This is a genomic window from Rheinheimera sp. (genome assembly GCF_037442345.1).
Lineage (GTDB): Bacteria > Pseudomonadota > Gammaproteobacteria > Enterobacterales > Alteromonadaceae > Pararheinheimera.
Window position 1 is genome coordinate 111404 of sequence record NZ_JBBIQL010000012.1, and the last position, 19777, is coordinate 131180.

Annotated in this window: 11 protein-coding genes; 3 read left to right on the forward strand and 8 right to left on the reverse strand. The window is 52.8% G+C overall.

Annotated features, from left to right (window positions below):
* Position 1: 1 nt before the first annotated feature.
* The gene (locus WKJ04_RS09220; protein ID WP_337880163.1) at positions 2-766 is read right to left on the reverse strand and encodes an ABC transporter substrate-binding protein; all 765 of its coding nucleotides are present in this window, start codon (positions 764-766) and stop codon (positions 2-4) included.
* 131 nt (positions 767-897) lie between these two features.
* Here WKJ04_RS09220 and WKJ04_RS09225 point away from each other — a divergent pair, with 131 nt between their 5' ends.
* A complete protein-coding gene (locus WKJ04_RS09225) occupies positions 898-1980 on the forward strand; it encodes a glycerol-3-phosphate dehydrogenase/oxidase (RefSeq protein WP_337880164.1) in 1083 nt (360 codons plus the stop codon).
* On the opposite strand, the gene argA is transcribed toward WKJ04_RS09225, so the two are convergent.
* The 4 genes from argA to WKJ04_RS09245 all read right to left on the reverse strand — a co-directional run bounded on the left by argA (position 1975) and on the right by WKJ04_RS09245 (position 5656).
* Positions 1975-3294 (reverse strand): amino-acid N-acetyltransferase, encoded by a 1320-nt coding sequence (argA, locus tag WKJ04_RS09230; protein ID WP_337880165.1) that lies wholly within the window; start codon positions 3292-3294, stop codon positions 1975-1977. The genes WKJ04_RS09225 and argA overlap by 6 nt on opposite strands.
* A gap of 210 nt (positions 3295-3504) precedes the next feature.
* Complete coding sequence (locus WKJ04_RS09235; protein WP_337880166.1) at positions 3505-4656, reverse strand: glutathionylspermidine synthase family protein; 1152 nt, start codon at positions 4654-4656, stop codon at positions 3505-3507.
* 6 nt (positions 4657-4662) lie between these two features.
* Positions 4663-5232 (reverse strand): DUF1190 domain-containing protein, encoded by a 570-nt coding sequence (locus WKJ04_RS09240; protein ID WP_337880167.1) that lies wholly within the window; start codon positions 5230-5232, stop codon positions 4663-4665.
* Between the two features lie 10 nt (positions 5233-5242).
* The gene (locus WKJ04_RS09245; protein WP_337841540.1) at positions 5243-5656 is read right to left on the reverse strand and encodes a DUF350 domain-containing protein; all 414 of its coding nucleotides are present in this window, start codon (positions 5654-5656) and stop codon (positions 5243-5245) included.
* A 168-nt stretch (positions 5657-5824) separates the two neighbouring features.
* Here WKJ04_RS09245 and WKJ04_RS09250 point away from each other — a divergent pair, with 168 nt between their 5' ends.
* On the forward strand, positions 5825-7450 hold the full coding sequence (locus tag WKJ04_RS09250; RefSeq protein WP_337880168.1) for a HAMP domain-containing methyl-accepting chemotaxis protein: 1626 nt from the start codon (positions 5825-5827) through the stop codon (positions 7448-7450).
* Positions 7451-7524: 74 nt separating this feature from the next.
* Here the strand turns inward: WKJ04_RS09250 and WKJ04_RS09255 are convergent, their stop codons facing one another.
* The 3 genes from WKJ04_RS09255 to WKJ04_RS09265 all read right to left on the reverse strand — a co-directional run bounded on the left by WKJ04_RS09255 (position 7525) and on the right by WKJ04_RS09265 (position 16230).
* On the reverse strand, positions 7525-11718 hold the full coding sequence (locus WKJ04_RS09255) for an alpha-1,6-glucosidase domain-containing protein (protein WP_337880169.1): 4194 nt from the start codon (positions 11716-11718) through the stop codon (positions 7525-7527).
* A gap of 94 nt (positions 11719-11812) precedes the next feature.
* Positions 11813-13603 (reverse strand): SGNH/GDSL hydrolase family protein, encoded by a 1791-nt coding sequence (locus WKJ04_RS09260; RefSeq protein WP_337880170.1) that lies wholly within the window; start codon positions 13601-13603, stop codon positions 11813-11815.
* Between the two features lie 62 nt (positions 13604-13665).
* A complete protein-coding gene (locus WKJ04_RS09265) occupies positions 13666-16230 on the reverse strand; it encodes a hypothetical protein (RefSeq protein ID WP_337880171.1) in 2565 nt (854 codons plus the stop codon).
* Positions 16231-16652: 422 nt separating this feature from the next.
* Between WKJ04_RS09265 and WKJ04_RS09270 the strand changes: the two genes are divergently transcribed.
* Positions 16653-19685, forward strand: a complete 3033-nt coding sequence (locus WKJ04_RS09270; RefSeq protein ID WP_337880172.1) for a TonB-dependent receptor — start codon at positions 16653-16655, stop codon at positions 19683-19685.
* Positions 19686-19777: the final 92 nt, after the last annotated feature.

Below are 19777 nucleotides of genomic sequence, written 5' to 3' on the forward strand. Positions count from 1 at the left end.
TCTAATGCGCTGGCGCTTTTTCCTGTTTGTATTGCTGGAAAAGTTGTTCCACCAGACCTTCTGCGCGCAACTGGTCAACCGCCTGTTGCAGCGCTTTGACTTTTTTGGCCGGTACATCCAGGTTCAGCGCCAGATAGTTTTGTCCCAGATAGGAGATATCCAGCACAGGTTCGACATCAGCACGGCTTTTGCCATAAGGCCGCAGCCAGCCGTCTATGACCTGATCGGAGCTGATCAGTAAATCCAGTTTTCCGGCCAGAAACAGCGGTACCGCATCGAGCCTGCTTTGCACCAGCAGCAGGTTTTTATCCTGCTTAAAGCCCTGGCTGAGCAGGTATTGTTCAAAAAAATCGCCATGGGTGACGGCGACACCAAAAGCCTTGGCCTGTTCCAGATCGGCCGGAGCCACCTCGGGTCGGCTTTTCAGCCGGTACAGATAGGTGTTGGAGGACGCGAGCGGACCCACCCACTGAAACTGGCGTTCACGTTTGGCGGTACGGACTATCGAAAAGACACCTGAGCTTTCGTGATGCTGTGCCAGTTCATAAGCCCTTAACCAGGGCAGCGACTGAAAACGGCATTCCAGATTGGCGGTCTGACAGGCTTGTTTCAGCAAGTCGGCATTAATACCTAAGACTTCATTGCGCAGGCTGTAGTTGTAGGGAAAAAACTCTTCGGTATACAGACGTAATGGGGCTGCAACAGCCGGTGCTGTGGCAAAAAGCAAAATCAGTCGGACCAGATTTTTTGCTATGCCACCCTTCATTCCTGTGCCTCCGCTGCTCCCGCTATTACTGACACTACTCCAGTGAGGTTCAAAGTCAAGGTGTCGCTTTATTCGACAACAGCGCCGGGCTCTGCTTTGATAACTAAATCAGCTGGTTAGCGGGTGTAGTTATGAAGGTTGCAGTGGTAGGGGGAGGCATCAATGGCTTGTGCTGTGCCTGGCAGCTGGCTTTGGCCGGTTATCAGGTGGAGCTGTTTGAGCGGGATGAGCTGATGCAGGCTACCAGTCAGGCATCATCCAAGCTGTTGCATGGCGGCTTGCGTTATCTGGAGCAGGCGGAGTTTCGCCTGGTGCGTGAGGCTTTGCAGGAGCGGCGCTGGTGGCTGAAAAAAGCGCCCAGCCTGACCCGGCGTTTACCGCTGTTGTTTCCGCTTTATCAGGGCAGTGGCAGGCCACGCTGGCAGCTAAAACTAGGCCTGATGCTGTACGACTTTTTATCCGGAAAAAAAGGCATAGGCCGACACCGTTGGCTGACCCCACAACAGGTGTTGCGCTGTTCGCCGGCATTAAAACCACAAGGGCTGACCGGGGCTTATTTATTCTTTGATGGTCAGATGGATGATTACAAACTGGGGCTGTGGGTGGCAGAGCAGGCCAGTAAGGCTGGTGCAATATTGCATTGTCAGAGCCCCGTGGTGCAGCTGAGTGGCGCCGGAGCTCTGGCTGTGGCCGGACAGACGCAGTGGCAGCAGTTTGATTTTGTCGTCAATGTGGCCGGGCCGTGGAGCAACGCCTTGCTGGAACAGTCGGGTCTGGCGCTGGATACAGCATTGGATCTGGTGCGTGGCAGCCATTTGGTGTTACCTGCTGTAAGCCGTTACGGCCATATGCTGCAGGTACCTGGCGAGCAGCGGCTGGTGTTTGTATTGCCTTACCAGGGCAACACTCTGGTGGGCACCACCGAAGTGCGGCAACAGCTGCATGAAAAGATTGTCGTCAGCGATCAGGAGCGGCACTACCTGTTGAGTTTGTATAACCATTATTTTGATCAACCCGCTACCCGCAATGACATTGTGCGCGAGTTTGCCGGGGTGCGGCCTTTATTGGGTGGGAGTCAGGACGCCGGACGGGCCAGCCGGGAGTATCAGCTGCACTGGCAACAGCAGGTGCTGACGGTTTCGGGTGGTAAATGGACCACAGCCCGGGCTCTGGCCCGGGCTGTGGTTGAACAGGTGAAACAAAAAGCCTTATAAGTCCAGCGCCAGGATTTTGGAGCGACGCTGGTAGTTGTAGAGTTGTTTCTTTTTCGCTGGCAGGTCTTCAACCCCAACCAGTTCAAAACCCTGCTCCTGGAACCAGTGAATGCTGCGGGTGGTCAGTGCAAATAAGCGGTCATATTTGCGTTGACGGGCAATTTGAATGATGTTTTTCAACAGGGCGGTACCACGGTCTGCATCACGGTAATGTTCATGGACGGCCAGGCAGGCAAATTCACCGACATTGTCTTCCGGGAAAGGGTATAAGGCCGCGCAGCCGATGATCAGGCCGTCACGTTCAATCACGGTAAACTGGTCAATTTCCATCTCCAGTTGTTCACGGGAACGCCGTACCAGCAGGCCTTGTTGCTCCAGTGGCCGTATTAAGTCGAGAATACCGCCAATATCGCTGATTGCCGCCAGACGCAGCCGTTCCGCTGCTTCGGTGACAATTTGAGTGCCAATACCGTCGCGTGAAAACAGCTCCTGCAGCATGGCGCCGTTTTCGCTGAAGCTGACCAGGTGACAGCGTGACACGCCGGAGCGGCAGGCGGTAATAGCCGCATGCAAAAAGGCCAGAGTTCCGGTGCAGGCGCCTTCCTGTTGCTCCATGTCCAGCATCACTTTTTCGGCGTAATTGGGCATCAGTTCGGCGGTAATCTCTCCGTCAGCGCCCATAATGCCGCCTGCTTCGTTAAAGCCGATCATTTTGTCGGCTTTCAGTTTGATGGCGACCTGGGTCGCAATTTCTTCAGCCGTCAGGTTGAAACTTTCGCCTGTGACAGAAGCCGCGATTGGCCCCATCAGCACGATGCCGTTGGTGTCAAGCTGACGGCGGATACCTGCCACATCGATACGGCGTACCCGGCCGCTGTGCAGATAGTCCACACCATCATCAACCCCCAAAGGCTGCGCTATCACAAAGTTGCCGCTGACCACGTTGATCTGGGCATTATGCATGGGGGTATTGCTTAAACTCATGGACAGACGGGCGGTAATATCCAGCTGCAATGCGCCCGCCACCTGCTTGATGACTTTAAAGGACGCATCGTCGGTCACCCGAATTCTGTTGTGGTAATCGCAATTCAAACCAGCTTCTTCTAAGGCGGCATTAATTTGCGGTCTGGCGCCATACACCAGCACAATCTTGATGCCCAGTGTGTTCATCAGGGCTATATCATTGATGATGCTTCGAAAACCGGGTTGAGCTATGGCTTCGCCGCCCAGCATTACGACAAAGGTTTTGCCGCGGTGGGCATTGACGTAAGGCGCCGACTGGCGAAAACCATCAACAAGTTCAGTGGTACGCACGGACTCTGTTGTTCCTTATCAGGTTGAGTAAAAACGAGTATCTTCGTTTGATGACCCTGTGACGACAGGGCTCCCTGAGCCTAGCAAAGCTCTGGCAAAACGAAAAACGACTTTGGCTGAAAATGCTGCGCACTTTAACTAAAAAATGACTTTTTATCCACTTTTTGTGCAAATAAATTCAGGTGTGCCCCGGGTGGCACACCTGATCGATCAATCCAGAATGATATGGGGCAAAAAGCGCGAAGAGTCTTTAGTGATCAGTGAGTTATCTTCACGAATGCCAATGCCGGCCGCGCTGTTGGCCACCACCCAACTGCCTATCATGGTATAGCTGTCGCCAAATTTAGGCAGCGGCTGCAGGCGCTGACGGATAAAAGCTGCGTCATGATAAGGCCCCGGTTCTGAGATATGTTCGCCCGCTGTGGTCACCAGCTCGACATTGGCCCCTTCGCGCGAGAACAAAGGTTTGCGCACCCAGCCAGCACCCAGGCTCTGCCCTGGTTGCTCAAAATGGCTTTCCAGCAGATTGGGGTGGTTCGGGTATTTTTGCCACAACAGCGGCAAAATGCCTTTATTGGACAGCAGCATTTTCCAGGCAGGTTCCAGCCACTGGGTCTGACTGGTCAGCACCACAGACGAAAACTCTTCCTGCAGCATAAATTCCCAGGGATAGAGCTTAAACAGGCCACCTATGGCATAACCGTCCAGATCAACCAATTGGCCACTGGCAGCGCCGAGCTGTTCCAGCTCAATAAAACGGCTGTCGAGGCCTGCCTGACGGGCGATGTCCATCAGGTAATGCACTGTGCCTTTGTCTTCAGTACTGTTGCCTACTGCGGCGAAATACAGCGGGTTGGCCAGCGGCAGGGAGGCAAAAGCGTTTTCCAGCTGGTCCTGCAGTGAGTTGAACTGATCGGCCCCTTTCGGTACCTGCCCCCTCATTAGCTGATCTTCCAGCCAGACCCACTGGAAAAAACCGGTTTCAAACAAGGAGGTTGGGGTATCGTAATTCAGTTCCAGCAGTTTGGCCGGGCCAGTACCGTCGTAGACCAAGTCCAGCCGGCCATAGAGCGAAGGCTGCTGGCTCTGCCAGGACTGACGCACTGTGTCCCAGAAGCGCTGCGGTATCGCAAGCTGTGTCAGCTTTTGTTCGTCTTGTATGATGTCAGCAACCAGCGCCAGGGCCATTTGATGCAGCTCTTCGGTCGGCGCTTCCAGGTCGTTTTCAATCTGGTCCAGGCTGAACTGGTAATAAGCGCTTTCGTCCCAATAGGGCTCGCCGTCAAAGGTATGAAAATTAAAACCAACAGATTCAGCGTAAGAGCGCCAGCCCGGGCGCTCTGTGCAGGGAATTTTTTTCATGCCCTGTTAACCACCGTAACTGCTGCTTTGCTGGCGTTGCTGCGCCTGAGCACCAAAACCGCCACGGCTGACCAGACCTGCAGGTTTGGCTTGCACTGCGGAAGGCCGGATATAGGTATTTCCGGTGCTTTTGGCGACAGGGGTATTGCTGGCCGTGCGGAAGGTCCCCTGGTCATCACGGGATTTATACAAAGGCTGAGGCTGCACCGGCTGTTTCAGTCTGTTGCCGCCGTTCATCATCTGGCCCATCAAAAAGCCCATCATCATCGGCATAAAAAAGCCGCCGCCGGATTGGGCCTGAGTGGCCGGTGGCGTTTCGCACTGGCCTGCACCAAAATCGGCTTCACAGGCCTGCTGGCTGCTGTACTTCGGCGCTACCTGGCTGTGCAGTGCCGTGGCCTGGGCCAAATCGGCCTTGCATTGTTCCGGGTTGTAATAAGCCGCACACTGGTCAAGGGTTTCAAATACGGCGCTTTGCACCGGCTCTTCCCCACACCCAGCCATTAAAAAGGTGGCGGTGGGCACCATCATTACCAAGGCCGCTTTTTTGCTGCGTTTTAACAGTTTCTGTTTCATCGGCAACTCCTTAATAGGTCATGCTGGCGGCGTTCACCAGACCAATGGCCACCGAACAGCCAGCCGCAAAGACGCCTGCTGCCAGTTCGCCATTTTGGATCCGCTGTGGCAGTTGTTTCAGCGCAAAGCGCACCACAGCAAAGGTCAGCACCTGCACCACCAGGGCAATGGCACCCCAGATAGCGCAATCAGCCAGCGACAGCGAATGGGTGATGGCGCTGGACAGTGGCAGGGCAAAACCAACTAAGGCACCGGCGAAAGCGACGGCTGCAGCCACATTGTTTTCTTTAATCAGCGCCAGCTCGTCATGGGGTGTGACCCAGGTGTAGAGACGGCAGAACACCAGCACCAACACCACAGCCAACAGGAAAAAACTGAAAAATTCCGGCAAACCGGCAATGGACGCAAGCAGGGTATCACTCATCATTCGATCCTTCTTCAGAGAAATTGCTTCGATGATCAGGAAAAGCCCGGCAAAACGCAACCTGCACTGCTGGACTTTTTTCGGCAAATGGCCGTCTGGCATTGAAACTCAACTATGCTGAATAAGATAGTTGTGAAGCTAAGTTACTGATTTGTTAAAGAGGTTGCTATGTTAAATTCGTTTTCTGTCAAACTCAGATTGTTGGTGCTGGTCAGTGTGCCTTTAGTGGTGCTGGTGCTGATCAGTCTGATTTCGTTGTATGAAATGAAAGTACTGAGTGCAGGAGCCAGCAGTATTTATCTGGACAGGGTGGTGCCGCTGAAGCAAATCAAACAGGTGTCGGATGCCTATGCGGTCAGCGCAGTGGATTTATTGCACAAGGCCAGAGGGGGAGTACTGACGCCGGACGCTGCAGAGCGTGAGCTCAGCGCCAGTATTGCACTGGCCGACCAGGTGTGGCAGCAGTATCTGGCGACAGAACTGACGCCGGAGGAAAAGCAACTGGCGACTCAGGCCAGCGAGCAAATCCGCCAGTTTCGCAGTCAGTTGCAGGGTTACCAAAGCCAGCTGGGCAATGGAGAGCTGATCAGGTTGCCAGCAGAAAACTTTAACCGGGCGCTCTATCAAAGTGCCGATCCGCTCAGTCTGACACTGGCCAAACTGATTGATATTCAGCTGCAGGAGGCTGGTAAGTTTAAAGAGCAGGCCGAAGCAGGTTACGATTTTTTTATCCAGCTGTTTATGACGGCCTTACTGCTGGTGTTTCTGCTGCTCGGTGTATTGTCTTTCCTGATTTACCGCTCTATTCATCATCCGCTCTCTGCCCTGCAAAGTGCTATTACTGTGGTCGGGGAAAAATCGGACCTGCGCATCAGGGCCGAGGTACTGGGGCAGGACGAAATAGCGCAGACAGCCACGGCTTTTAACCAGACGATCAGCCGGGTTCACCAGTTTTTCAGTGAGCTGGCGGATGCCGTCGCACAACTGGCCGCTGCCTCTGAGCAAATGAGCCAAATCAGTCAACAGGTCAGCGGCACGGCCTTTGAGCAGGAGCAGCAGGTGAATTTAATCGCCACCGCCATTAATCAGATGTCAGCTGCTATTCAGGAGGTGGCCAACAGTGCGTTGTTGACGTCCGAGCAGGCCACCAGCGTCGACCAGCGCACTCAGGCCGGTTATCAGAAAGTGCAGCAAAACAAAGCGTCGATTGAGCAGCTGTCCACTGTGGTGCAAGGGGCCAGCGGTGTGATTGAGCAACTGAAACTGGAATCAGAAAAAATTACCTCAGTGCTGGCGGTGATCCAGACCATTGCGGGTCAGACCAACCTGCTGGCGCTGAATGCCGCCATTGAAGCGGCCCGGGCCGGTGAAGCCGGACGGGGTTTTGCTGTGGTGGCTGATGAAGTCCGTACCCTGGCCACCAATACCCAAAAAGCCACGGAGTCGATTAAACACATGATCGACACGTTGCAGCAGTCCGCCCTGGAAGCCGTCAGTGCCATGGCGCAAAGCGGCCGTTATGCCGGTGAAAGTGTCGACAACGCCATGCAGGCGGCTGCGGTGCTGGAGGAAATTAAGGGGTCGGTGGAAACCATAGTGGATATGAATGTGCAAATCTCGGCAGCCACTGAACAACAAACCATAGTGGCGGAGGATATTAACAAAAATATCAGCGAGTTCAGTGTCAGCATTGCTGATATGAGCCGTAGCGCCACCCACAGCGCGGACGCCAGCAATTCCTTGTCCCAACTGGCCAGCCGGTTGCAGCAGCAGGCGGCCATGTATCAGGTGTAGTTCGGTTGATTCCGCACGGAGTTTCTCCAACAAAAAAGCTGCCATAAGGCAGCTTTTTCTTATAAAGCATATGCTTAGTCATTGCACTGCTCAATCAGCAGGCTGCCCACATTGTCGCCTTTGGCCGGGTTGGCACTGTTCAGTGTCAGCTTAAAGCTGTACTTGCCTGCCGGCAGATCGGTTCTGTTATTGGCAGTGCCGCCATCTTTGTACGCCACCGGGTAGGAAGTACCAACCACCAAAGCGCTGGTATCCATGGTGCCATCCGGGTTTTGTGCCCACAACTGAGTGGTCCAGCTGCCATCATCTGACGCCAGTTTAAACTGGAATTCGCCGTTGAAATCGGCCACCGCCTGATAACGGTTTTCGCCTTTGTAGTCCATTTTGTAAGCTGGTTCGGGGTTCCAGCCGGAATGACTACCACGCACATAGAGACTACCCCCCCCTGTGACCACAAAAGGTGGGGTTTCGCCCGAAGTGGGTAATGAACAATTCACCAACGCATTGCGTAATTTGACGCCAAGCGTTGGAGTTGGGCTGGTGATATCCAGAACCACACTGTAATTACCTGCGGTGTCTATTGTCAGCGCAATACTGTCGCCAGTACCCTGGCTCAATGCCAATGAATCAGCCGCCTGTACAACAGCACTGAAACCTAAACGAATGGCGGCCAGATCGCTGATGCTGAACTGGTAGTTACCTGGCTGCAGGGTCACGGCCACCGTGTACTGGCCTTTATCGTTGTAACTCAGTTGCGGGGCCGGGCTGCTCAGGCCATCCAGTACCAGCAGGGCATCCCCGTAAGGTGACACTACTTTATCCGGGTCAGCAGGCAGGCCCGCACCTTGAGCTCCTTGTTGAGTTTTGACAAAAACAGCCACTGTGTAGGCAGGAACGCTGAAATCCTGACCACTGACGCTGGCCTGGCGTACCACGGCATCCGCCGAATTTTGCTGAATACTGTGCAGGCTGAAACCTGTAGCACCATTGACACTGATGGTGCGGGGTTGGGCGCTGCCGTTCAGCACCACCAGCATCGCATCCACAGCCGGGTCCAGATCGGTCTGGCCTGTGCCGTCGTCCAAAGTCATCACAATCAGGCCTGGCACCTGAGACGGACCTGTATTGCGAAAGCCAACTCTGTTGATCACGTCGGCTTCTGTGGGCAGACGCAACAATTTATGCTGCTGGCGAATTTGCAGGAATTCGCGGAACACCTGAGATGCCGCGCTGATTTGCTCCGGACTGACCGCTATATTGCTGTTGGCCAGTAATTCGGCAATACGGGCCTGATCCGGGTTGTCCTGGCTCATGGGTAAACCGACATTCCAGTTATTGCGCTGGTTGGAATAATCCACTTGGTTAAACCAATCCCCCGAGTCATAACTGTTGCGGTCCAGTGATTTGGAACGCAGTTTGTCCAGGCCCAGCTGGAAGAACGGAATACCCTGACTCAACAGCGGAATAGCAGCGTTCAGGTTATGCACCCGAACCCGATCAGCCGAGCTCATGTCTGAAGGTAAGCCGTACTGCAGTTTGTCCCACAGGGTTTCATTATCGTGTTTGTCGACATAGTTAATAATGTCGGCCGGGTCCAGTGCATAAGACGACTGAGAATAGCGACTGCCGGCACGGCGTTCACCGTCTTTGTCTTCCATCACATAGTTTTGCAGCGTACCGGCCAGGCCTAAACGGATATGGTCAACATTCATCAGATCCACTGTGGCCTGGTTGAGTGCCGCGGCGCGAATGGTGTCTCTGGGTCTGTCGTTAAAAGTGCCTATTTCTGTGCCCGCCAGGTTGGCCTGAGTAGCCTGCACAAAGAGGCGGTCACTGGCGACTTCACCAAAGTTCCAGCCTTCACCGTAGAAATAAGTGTCCGGGTCCACAGAGGCCACGGCAGTGCGGGCATCCAGCAGCAGGTCTTTTGGCATATGGCCCATAATGTCAAAACGGAAACCATCAATGCCATAAGCTGATGCCCAGTGCACCAAGGATTCTTTGACGAACTTGTACATCATTTTGTGTTCTGTTGCTGTGTTTTCGCAACAGGTTGAACGCTCCATCACACCACTGACTTCGTTGTATCTGTGGTAGTAACCCGGCACCACTTTGTCGAACACTGAGTTGTCATTCAGGCCAGAGGCCGAAGTGTGGTTATAGACTACGTCCAGTACCACACGCAGCCCCATGCTCTGCACCGACTGTACCATCTGGCGGAATTCGCGGATCCGGCTGACGCCTTCGGCATTGCTGGCATAACTGCCTTCCACCACATTGAAATGGTGTGGGTCGTACCCCCAGTTGAAGCCATCCAGGCCACGCATATCATTGGCCAGACTGGCAGCGGCCGTGCTGGCCGGATCAAAGCTGGCAAAGGCGGCCGCCAATGTCAGAGAATCGGCCACAGTGCCACAGACAGAGGCTGTACTGCGAACAGTACAGAGTTCTGCCACTGTGCTGTTCAGGTCGATACGTTTGCTGCTGTCTTCTTCGATAGTGGCGATGTCATTCAGCGGCAGCAGGTGCAGGTGGGTCACCCCAGCGGTTGCCATCTGTTTCAGATAACCGGCCATCGCCGAGTTTTGTTCAGTCAGCGCCAGGTATTTGCCTCTGTTGGCGGCAGTTACTGTAGTGTCGGTGACGGATAAATCACGCAGGTGAGCTTCCAGCAACACGGCATCTTCCACCGCAGCGATCGTTGGCACAGTCCGGCCATCCCAGCCGGCCGGTTTCAGATCGGCGTCCAGCATATTCACCAGCTGCGAATAACGGCCATTGGTAGAGGTATTCACTGAATAGGGATCGGTGCTTTCAATGGTTTCGATGCGTTTGCTGGCCGGATGGTAGAGCGTAACGGCATAGCGGTAATACAGGCGATCCAGCGATTTATCCAGGCTGGCTGTCCAGATCCCCGTCGCAGGGTCTAAGGTCATTGCCAGATCGGAATGGGCCGTTTTATTGGCATTGTACAACTTCAGTTGCACGGCTTTCGCAGTAGGCGCCCACAAGGCCAGCTTGATTTGGTCGGCGCTGTAACTTAAGCCCAGCTGAGCTTCATCGGCGTCATTGCTACCGGTTGTGTATAGCGCATCCAGTGCTTTGGCGTGCTGCACATAACTGGCGTGTAATGGCTGCTCTTGCGTGTCCAGTTCGGCCACGACCAGCTGTTGTTGCAGCAGTTGTTTTTTTGTGGCGTCGTCAACGCTGAGTTTATAGGCTTTCCAGTCGCCGCCGTTCAGGTGTGGCACCAGTGCTTTTTGCGCATTGCTCAGCGTAGTGCCAGTCAGTGCCACTTTATTGCTGCTGTCAAAACTTTCATCCAGGCTGCCGGTGTCGGACCAGACCAGGTAAGGGCTGGCAACAGTGCGGTTCCAGACCAGGGTATCCTGATCAATCCAGTGCGCTGCAGAGTTTTCAACACGGAAGGGCCCTTCAAACACCACATCCTCCGGCGCTGTGAACAAACCAATGCCAGACACAATAAAGGCCCAGCGGTCACCATCCAGCATCAGTTTCTGGTCATTGCCGTCCGGGTCTTTTTCATCCCCTTTATGCACAATAAAGTTGGCGCAACTGGCACCCGCTTTGGTATCAAACAGCCAGTACATGCCATAACGCGGGTCAGTGCCTGATGGGGCCAGGCCAGTGGCCCAGTCAGTGCCTTTGTCGTCATCAAACTGAGCATAAGCATTGCAACTGGCGTTGTTCCAGGCATGCAGGATCCAGCCGCTGTAGTTACCGTCTTCACGGTAGTAATAAACAATACCCTGAGTGGCGGAAGGTTTGACTGTGGGTTGCACCACAGGGTTGGCTTCAACCACTGTTACTTTCAGGCTGAACTGATTTTCAGCACCTCTGGTGTCGGTTAAGGTCAGTACCATATGATAGGTACTGCCCACAGCAGCCTGCAGTTTCTCTGCGCTGCTGACCGTAATGACTCCTGCAGACGGGCTGATAGTAAAAATGCCTTGTGGATCGGTCAGGGCCCAGCTGATGCCATCAGAATCTGCATCTAATGCCAGGCCTCTGTAGGCAATTGCGCCCTCTGCCAAGTCAGAGCTAACGCTAAACGTAGCCGCCGACGTCATGATCGGCGCCCGGTTCGTCGCGACGCAGACTTTAGTTTCTGAGTTGTAAGTTTGCCCGGTTGGGCAGTTGGGTGTCAGCGGACTGGGGGTTGAATCGTCACTTCCACCACAGGCCGACAACAGCATGCTCACGGCTACCAACAGGCTGCCGTAGCCAGATTGTTTGTAGTTCTTCACTTGTATCCCCGTCTGTTTTTTTATCGTGATTTTTTTGTTATCCGAACGACTATAGAGCGCCGGAAAACCGCTTTGAAATGAATACGTATGTAATTTAACCAGGGCCTTGCCGCGGCTGCTGTTGCTGTTTGACTTTGTCAATAAAGCTCTGGATCCGCTTATCGTCAGGGCTCAGTGCCTGCGCCTGGCGCAACAGTTCTAAACTGCTGCTGTAACTGGCCCGTAAAAACCTGACCTGGGCCAAATTCAGCAGGTAGCGGCTTTGTTGGGTCTCCAGTAGTACGGCCCGGCTTAAATAGTAGTCGGCCAGGGCCAGCTCGTTCAGGTTCAGATAAATCAGCCCGGCCTGATGCAGAAATTCCGCTTGTTCTGGGACTGCCTCAGCCAAAGTGACAGCGACTCTGGCGGCTTGTGGCCATTGCTGTTGAGTTAACAGCAATTGCAGCAGCTGTTGTTGAACCCTCAGCCAGTTATCGCCCTGCAAACGTTGCTGCAATAAAGTTGTCCAGGCCTGTTGAGGCAGCTTGGGTTGCCAGTGAATGGCTACGGGTACAAAAGGAGGCGCATGGTGCAGTTTGTCGATTTTCAGCGCGGCGTAGGCCAGGTCCAGCGGGCTGAGCGGAATATCCTGCAGTGCCACATTGGTCTCGACCTGCTGTTGTTCTGGCCCCAGCAGACCGCTGTGGACTATGGCCTGATAAAACTGCTCAGCCAGCAGAAAGTAGCCATACGAATTCAGATGCACATGTTCCAGAAATAACTGCCGGTCAAACAGCGGGTACTGGCTACGCAGTGCCTGTTCCACATCAACCAGATACAGCCCCTGGCTGTGGGCCAGCTCGCGGATGATCCGGTTAAAAGCCGCAGGCGCACGAAAACGCAATTCGTCCAAGTCCCTGGCGTGGCTAAAGGACTGCACGGCTTTTGTGGTATCCCCATGCAACAAGGCTTGCTGGCCCTGCCAATAAGCTGCAGCCGCCGGTTGTTGGGCCAACAGTTGTTGAAAGTCAGCCTGGGCCGGGGTCTGGCTGAGTTGGGCCCAGTCCGACTGGCTGGTCACCGCCAGAGGAGGTTGATCGGCTTCATTGCTGATCAGGGTGCCTATCATCACAGGTACAGCCGCCTGCCGGTAAATGTCAGCCAATGCGTGCAGGTTTTCGCTGAACTGCTGTAAACCGGCCTGATACAGCGCGGAATCCAGCGGAACTCTGTGGCCTGCGGCCAGTTTCGCCATCAAAGGTTCGGCAGAGTCCGGGGACGTCAGTAGCGGATTGCCTGGGGCCAGCCACTGATTCAGCAGCCGGTATACATGCCAGTCCAACAACGTCAGATGCAGCTGAGTCAACCAGTTTTGGCCTGGGTTGTGTACCCTGGAGGCGACACCAAACAAACCCAGGTATTCGTTATGACCGGCATAGATCAAAACCAGATCTGGCTGCAGTTGTATGATGTCGTCGGCAAAATCCAGCAGGTTATAGCTGCTGACCGCCGCCATCGCTGTATTGATCACTTCAATTTGTTGATCAGGGTAAGTGCGCTTAAAGCGTTGGCTCAGCAACGCCTGCAATGAGCCCCAGCGGCCATAAGGGAAACCAGCAGCACTGGACTCGCCCTGTACCACAATACGAAAGACGCCCTTGGCTTTTTGCGCTTTAAAAAACTGGCTGTCCGGGCTTAGCGGCAGGGATTGATTCGGGAAATAACGTTGTAACAGTTGTGGGTTTGGCTGCAGATAGCCGGGAAAGTCGTTACTTTCAATGAAAAATTTTGGTTTGGCCGCGACATCTGACAGGCGCAGCGTCAGCTCCAGACTGAGTAAAAACAGTGCTGGCAGCAACAATGCAATAAGAAGGTACCAGAATGAATACTTTGCTCGAGCTGTCATAGCAGTTTCCGATAAAAAAGGCTGACACGGAGTCAGCCTTTCTGATTGCCCTTGTCAGGCGCTTATTGCGCTTTGGTAACCACCAGGGTTTTGGCGCGCTGATCAAAGCTGAACTTATAATCACCTGCACTGGCCGGATCAAAGGCCAGGTTGCCATTACTGGTGTTCAGTTCCACCGTCTGACCTTCCTGCACCGCAAAGGTGTCGTCGGTTGGAGCGCCCAGATTGATGGTTGACCAGTCTGCAGTGGCAATTTTAAAGAACACATTGTCAGCACCCAGGCTTAAAGTCTTCTGATAGACATGACCGGCTTCATTGGTGTTCGCTGCGTCTGTGGCCGCAAACTCCAGCTGATCCACTTCACCCCAGCCATTCATTCCACCACGGACAAAAATAGGCAGTTCTGCTACTTTCAGCACAGGCTTGGCATTGGCATAGTTCAATGTGAAGCGATACGAGGTGGATTTCGGAATAGTCACTGCAATATTGCCGCCCACTTCTGTCAACGGCAACGCATCGGCATCGGTTGATATATCAAACTTGCTGAAACCAAGGTCAACAGTAGACCAGTCTTCACTGGCAAATTTGAATTGATAGGCCGATGTTGACGCTTCCAGACCGTAAATAACCGAATAAGTCCGGCTGGCTTCGTCATATTGCAGTTCATCCGTCGCTGGAGCTCCCCAACCATTGAGCGAACCACGCAAAAACACTGGCGTATTGCCAAGCGGTTTCCCTGGGATCACTTTTAGTGTGGGTGCTGCGGTATCGGCAAGATCCAGAATAAAGTCATAGTCATTCTGCTGACCGATCACCAGACTGACAGCGGTGCCATCAGAAACCAAGGGGTAGGTTTCATTCAGGTCAATGCTGGTGTCTGTACCTGCACCCAAGGCAAAGTTACGTTCAGCATCCACAATACGGATACTGTAGCTGTCCGGTGTCAGGTTGGTTCGCAGGGAATAAATACCATTGCCTTTGTAGTCGAGCTCCGTTGCTTCACCATCAATGGTGAGGGAAGGAAACACAGCTAATGGCACGGCATCGACTTTCAGAGTGACTGCGGCTGGATCCGTGGCATTGAGCACAAACTGGTAAATGGTGTTTTGCATCAAGCCAATAAACATGTCCTGGCCCACGCCATTGCCGGCGGTTACCGCGACTTCTTTACCAACACCAGGCGTATCACCGCCTTTAATAGCGCCAAAGGTAGACGCTTCGGACCAGTTGGCGTCGGCCACTTTAAAGCCATAGTTAACACTGCCATCTTCAGCTGGAGTCGCGCTGGCCGGGTGGTTGCCATAGTTCAGGTGGACCCGGAATTTTCCGGCCAGATAATTCATCTGAGTGCCAGTGCCCCAGTCATTGAATCCACCGCGAAGGTACATGGTGGTTTCGGCCGGATTAAATAACGGAATGCATTTGGAGGCAATTTCTTCCTGGCCAACACCCACGGCCACAGTGCCGGTTGGGCACTGGTTAGCTAAGTCCTGTCCAACACAGATTTCACCTGAGGCATCCAATTCTTTACCCCAGCCACAGGCTTTGCTGCCACCGGCTGCAGCGCCCATCAACGGATGCTGGTTAGCGTACAGCTCACCGTCGTAGTTGTTCGGTTTAATACCGTCTTGCAGGAACGACATTTTATCTATATTGGCCAAAGCACCTGCACCGGCATTGCCAAGAGGCAGGCGTAAGTCGGCTTCGGAGATTTTCTTCGTACCTGTCACAGTGTTGTACACAATAATATTGCCACACTGAGAGGGCGCATCGACCATATCTAACACCCAGTACATACCAAAGTTCGGGTCAATACCTGCAGGTGCTTTACCCTGGCCCCAGTTCGTGGTGCTTTCGTCTTTATAGGCAGTGCAATCCGGATCGTTCCAGGAGTGGATAGACACATCCTTATACACAGCGGTGTTGTCACCGCCATCTACATGGCCAGCGGCTTTATAGAAGATAACTGCCTGGCCCGAACCGCCCTGAAAACCAATGCCGGGCTGAATGTCAGCCAAGGGATTTTGTTCTGGCGTAATACAGGCGTAAGTGCCGGTTGGGTCGGCCTCCTGATAATTCGGGCACGAGGCCGGCGGAGTGTAACAAATTTCCTGACTATTATTCGCTGAGCTCAGATTCAACTGGTAGCCACGCTTCGCTTTATCTAAACGCTCGGATTTGCCCAGGTAATCGGATTCCGGCACTGAAGCAAACCAACTGTCAAACCAGGAATCAAAACCAGCGCCAAAAATTTCCTGCTGACCCTGGGAGATTTTAAAGGCTCTGGCTTCCGCTTTTGCGGTGACCTGGCGCGCTTTTTCCGCTTTGGTCAGAGGCAGTACATTGAATAAGTCAATACCTGAAAAATCATAGGTATAAGGGTTAAAATTGGCTTCATCAAACGCTTCGCCATCCCGCGCCGCTGCAGCATCACGAAGAACTGCAATTTCTGCTGCGCTCAGAGGATAAAAATCTGAATCGACAGTCTGCACAATTTCTGGTGAAGGACACCAGAGTGAGGTGGGGGTTTTCACAATAGTTTCTTCGCCGCCACCGCCGCCGCAACCCTGCAATGCGACGCTGGTTGCCAAAGCCACCAGCGAAAGGGGCCTGGATTTGTTCGTCATGGTAAATAACTCCTTCAAACTTATAAGAATGTTTTTTTGGGAGGTGCTATTTAATAAATGTTCAGCCAAGCCTTGTCATCCGGGCTGATGGTATGCAGTTTTTTGTATCCCTGTTGTGTGTCTGCTGTGCTGCCTTTGGGTATACAAAAACCAGTCCTTCCTGTTGATTGTTGATTTTCTCATCAACCGATTAAATCTAAACAAGAGTTTTGCTCTTGTATAGCAAGCAGATCTATAGCTATAGATGAATACGTATGCAAATTGTTGTCACAATTAAAAGTCTGAACTAAGTTTGATAAGTGTCTGTGTTGCCTCCCAAAATTAGACGTTTAACGTCAGGTGCTTAATAATAAATGGTGCTTTGTCCTGCGACTTGCTATGGAATTGTGCGAACAATAAAAATACCGTTTTGAGGAACACACATGAAAAAGTTCAAACCTAGCGCGCTGACTATTGCGTTCCTGCTAGGAGGAATGCAGTTGTCTGTACTGCCGCTTCTTGCACAAGAAGCAGGGCAACAAACCGAAACCAATAGCCCCGAAACCGAACAAACGAAAGCAGTCACTGACATTGAAGTCATTGAAGTCAAAGGCTTTCGACGCAGTTTGTTCGAAGCCATCAACGTTAAACGTTATTCAGATACAGTGGTAGAAGCCGTATCAGCCGACGATATGGGAGCGCTGCCAGATGTGTCTATTGCTGACTCCATCACCCGTCTGCCGGGCGTCACTTCGGTACGGACGGGTGGACAGTCCAGCGAACTGAATATCCGTGGTTTATCTGGCAGTTATGTATTTGCCACCATGAATGGCCGCGAACTGGTGTCAAACCAGGGGGGCCGTTCGGTGCAGTTTGACCAGTATCCGTCCGAGCTGATTAATTCAGCCCAAGTCTACAAGTCGCAAAAGGCCAGTCTGATTGAAGGTGGTGTGGCTGGTACTATAGAGTTAAAAACAGTCAATCCGCTGAACAATAAAGAACAGCATTCTTTTAATGCCCAGTTGCGTGGCAGCTACAACGATGCAGCAGATTCGCATTCAGACGCCAGTGCTGAAGGTTCGCGTGTCAGTTTTTCCTATCAGGGCAAATTTCTGGATGACACCTTAGGGGTTGGCCTGGGGTATGCGCGTCTGGATCAGCCCAAAATTGCCACCCAGTTTGTGAACTATCAGCCGCGTTGTGGCTTGTTGCCTTATGACGGCCCGGCTGTGACGTCTGAGACTGATTGCAGCGGTAATGCTGTGGAAGGCGGCGCGAAAAAATATTTTGTGCCAACGGGTTTTGAAGTGATGTCCCGTGGGGGGCAGGACTTGCGTGATGGTTACATGGGGACCTTCAGTTATGTACCCAACCAGAACTTTAAAGTGACCACAGACCTGTTTTATTCCAAGTTTGACTCCGAGTCGTATGACCGGGGTTATCGCTTTGACAACTGGGGTTCGCTGATCGACGGCCCGAACTTTGATTTCTCGGACGCCGTGTTGTCAGGTGCCAATAATGATGTGATTGTGGGGGGCACTTATTATGGTGACCGCTACAACGACAATCTGGCTTATCCCTTCCCAGGGGCCCGCAGTCCTTTTGGTTTCCACATTATGTCGGACGACGCAACCATCGACAGTGATGTGTTGTCTGCAGGGACAAATTTCCTCTGGGAAAATGAAAACTATACGGTGTCGCTGGATTTATCACACTCCCGTGGCAAGTCATTTTCTGCGGACGGCGTGATTTCACTGGCAATGTTTGAAGATGCCACCTCAGACTTCCCGGTGGCATATGACAACACCATGGTGCGTTATGAGCTGAACGGGCTGAACCTGCCGACTATTCAGTTGGATCCGACCACTTTGGCGAATTTGGCCAGCGCCGGGCATATGATGCCAACCTCGCTGGAGAAATACCCGAATGTTGAAGAAAACGAAGCCAACGGCATCAAGCTTGATTTCAAATACGTGCTGGACAATGAATTCCTCAATTCAGTTGAAGCCGGTGTGCGTTGGGCGGAGCGGACTCACGATTTTGACCGCCGTATGTACCGTTATGGTTTAAGCAGCGATTTTATTGCCCGTCGTGATGGTAAATGGGTGTCAACCTGGGATCTGACTGACCCGGATAACCCGGTGCCAACTGTCACCTTCCCACCTTATATGCTGAACTCAGGTGATTACTCTGTGATGAACCTGGGCGGTGACTTTGCCCGTTATGGCAATTTTATTGCGGTGAATAACAAAGACATTGAGCAGAAGTGGCTGATCAGTCAGGGCATTAACACCACAGCAGGCAAAAGCTGGGAAAACTCCTGGACTTTCTTTGAATCCAACCTGGTGACCGAAACCACCAACTCGGCTTATGTCCAGCTGAACCTGGATACCACTGTGGCTGAGTTGCCACTGACCGGTAATATCGGGGTGCGGGTGGTGCGCTCTGAACAGCGCAGTACCGGCTTGTTGGCTGCGCCTGTGGCCGGTGAAGGCGACTGCATTACCGATGATGAAGGCGTAGAAAACTGCAACTACAACAGAGTAGAGCAAGGTATTGATTACACCGACGCTTTGCCGTCGATGAACCTGAACCTGCAACTGAGCGAAAATGATCAGTTACGTTTTGCTGCCGCCAAAGTTATGTCCAGACCTGAAATGCCGGATATGCGCGTCAGTGGTTCCTGGTCTTTTGTCGACAATCCGGCCACAGGCCAGACCGAAGCCAACCTGAATGCGTCCACCAGCCCTGCGCTGAAGCCATTCTACGCCACTCAGTATGACCTGTCGTATGAGCACTACTTCAGTGAAACTGATGGTGCCATTGTGTTTGCGGTGTTCTACAAAGACATCGAATCCATAGTGCAGCAGTTCACACAAGAGAAGTTTGACTTTGCTGGCGCCAATATTGAAGTGCCTGCTGTAGACCCGGTGAAACAAATCCCTGTGGTGCCTGGTTCCTACAGTGCCAAGTTCAACAATGGTGAAGGGGGTTATCTGCGTGGTGCTGAAGTGGCTTACACCCAAACCTTCAGTTTCCTGCCTGGTTTCTGGAGTGGTTTTGGCTTCTCCGGTAACGTGTCTTATACCGAAAGTGAGCTGAAAAACAGCTTTACTGCAGTAGCTGGCGCAGAAGCGAAAACCACACCGCTGCCTGGCTTATCTAAAGTGGTGTGGACAGCCGCGCTGTTCTACGACTATGAAGATATCTTCTCCACCCGGGTTAACGTGCGTTACCGCGATGACTATGTTGGCGACCAGATTGCTGTAGGTCAGAACCAACAAGCGTTCTTCCTGGAAGAAATGATTGTGGACTACCAGGCCTCTTATCAGTTTGACGAAAACTGGCAAGGCGTATTTTCTGTGAACAACCTGACAGACGAGCCGAATATTTCTTATTTCGGCGAGCAGTACCTGACAGGCACACTGCAGTACTTTGGCCGCCAGTACTACCTGGGTGTGAACGCCAAGTTCTAAGTAATAGTCTTGTGTCTGAAAGCTGCCGCTTGCGGCAGCTTTTTTATTTTCAGCCCCTAAACCACCTGCTTCAGCAGGTGGTTATCATCGAA